Annotated in this window: 2 protein-coding genes; both read right to left on the bottom strand. The window is 68.7% G+C overall.

What is annotated here, in order from left to right; translation table 11 throughout:
* Positions 1–1,668 (bottom strand): M20/M25/M40 family metallo-hydrolase (locus FKV25_RS16505; protein WP_141519018.1); only part of this gene is annotated, 1,668 nt, incomplete at its 3' end.
* Positions 1,669–1,865: 197 nt separating this feature from the next.
* The coding region (locus tag FKV25_RS16275) for a hypothetical protein (RefSeq protein ID WP_211345425.1) at positions 1,866–2,174 on the bottom strand (309 nt) is incomplete at its 5' end.

The following is a 2,174-nucleotide window of genomic DNA, read 5'->3' as shown; positions in this document are numbered from 1 at the left end:
GGCCAGGTTGCTCGCGCCGGCCGGCACCACCAGGGTGTAGTTGAGCGAATTGCCGGTCGTCGCCGACAGCCCCGTCTTCGGCACGCCCTTCTCCAACGTGCCGTCGCCGGGCGGGTCGCCGCCATCGCTGACGTTCACCGAGCGCGTCTCGGTGTCGCTGGCGCCGCGGTCGTCGGTCACCGTCAGGCTGACGTCGTAGCGCCCGGCCGCGGCATAGGCATGGCTCGGATTGGCGCTGGTCGCGCTGCTGCCGTCGCCGAAGTCCCAGCGCCGGGAGGCGATGCGGCCGTCGCTGTCGACCGAGGCATCGCTGAAACGGGCGGTCAGTCCGTCGGTCGATACGTTGAAGTCGGCTACCGGGGGCGCGTTCCCACTGCCGCCGGAGGTCTTGGCCAGCTCGCCGATGAAAGCCAGGCCCAGCTTCGCGAAGTTGACGCTGGCACTGGCGGTGCCGCCCATGTTCGCCAGGGTGTCGCCGCTGGTGTGCAGGCGATTGTTGAACGTCGGCTCGAACATCATCGCCGCCGGGTAGCCCGCATTGGTCCACGAGGCATGGTCCGAGCAGCCGTAGCCGCAGGTGTAAGTACCGCGCGACAGGCCCAGCGGCGCCAGGTATTCGTCGAAGAGATCGGTGAGGAACTGCTTGAGGCTGGCGTTGGAATAATCCGTCACCAGGTTCATCGCCACGTTGGATCCCGCGGCGTAATTGGTCATGTCCATCTGCAGCACGCCCACCACGTTCTTGCCCTGCGCCTTGAACGACTGCGCGATGGCGTTGGAACCGCGCAACCCGACCTCCTCGGCCGCATAGCCCATGAACTTGACCGTGCGGCGGGGCTTCCAGCCGCTGGCGAGGGCGACGCGCGCGACCTCGGTGACGCTGGCGATGCCGGAGGCGTCGTCGTCGGCGCCGGGCGCGTTCATGCTGCTCCCGCTGCCGCTGTTGGATATGGAGTCGAGGTGGCCGCCGACGACGACGATCTCGTCGGGCAATTCGCTGCCCTGGATGGTCAGGATCACCGAGGGCTGGGTGGCGCAGTTGCCGCAGTCCTCGAACAGCTCGGCACTGACGTCACTGCGGCCATTGCCCAGCGCCAGCCAGGTGTCTCGGATCCAGACCGCCGCGCTGCGCCCGCTGCCGGTGGAGTAATACCGGTTTGCATAGGCCGTTGACAGATGGTTGATGGTGCCGCGGATACGGGGTTCCTGCACCTGTTCCAGCCAAGGGTCCACCGTGGCCTGGTTGTCGATGCCGTAGTCGAGCAGGAAGGCCTGCTGCGTCGCCTGCAGGGCCTGCCCCGAGGCCACGAAGTCCCGGGCCTGCTGGCGGGTCGCGAACGCGAAGTAGCCGCCACAGCGCTTCTCGCCGGCATGGATGCGCTCGCTGATGCTGGGCAACTGGTGGGCGCGGACCTCCGACACGACCAGGGCATTGCCCAGACTGTCGCGCATGACGTCGGCGTTGCGCGCGTCGAGCCTGAGGCTGCCGACGAAGGTGTCGCGGGAGCTGACGATGTAGACCGCGGCGTGCGGATCGGACTCGAGAGACAGGCCCAGGGCAGCGGCGGACCCGGCGTCGTGTCGCGGGTCATGCGCGAGGGTGGGCGGCGGTGCCGCGAGCAGGATGCCGACCGCGAGGGCCAGCAGGGGGACGGGTTTGAAGACCATGTCGTGGGTTCCTTGCATGAGGGCGTCCCCTCCCCCGGCGCGTGCCGGGAGCCACCTGGAGATGGAATGTGGTGGGCGTCACCGCCCGGCGCGATACCGCGCCATGCCAGGGACGGGAGGACCTGGACGGACCAGGTCCTCCCGGTGCAGGCGGCCCCGGAGGCCGCCTGCATCCTGCATGCCTGCTGGCGAAGCGCTTACGGCGCGTCGATCCAGAGGTCGTAGTTGCCGCTGCCCGAATAGGACAGCACCTTCCAGTAGTAGTAGCCGGGGGCACCGTTGTAGTTCACCGACTCTTCGCTGGTGGGCGTGGTCGAGGACGCGACCTTGCTCCAGGCCGAACCGCTCCAGCGGTACAGCTCCAGGTCGAAGTCCGCGCCCGACGGCCCGCGCAGCCAGCCCTTCTGCGCACCGGCGCCGGACTGGTAGTAGGTGCCGTTGGGCTGCACCGCCGAGTTGCCGGTGCCGCTGAGCGAACCGCTGTACTTGTCGCAGCCGCTGCACGG

It is taken from the genome of Marilutibacter aestuarii, from assembly GCF_006546775.1.
Taxonomy (GTDB): domain Bacteria; phylum Pseudomonadota; class Gammaproteobacteria; order Xanthomonadales; family Xanthomonadaceae; genus Marilutibacter; species Marilutibacter aestuarii.
This window is presented reverse-complemented; position numbering and strand designations above follow the sequence as displayed.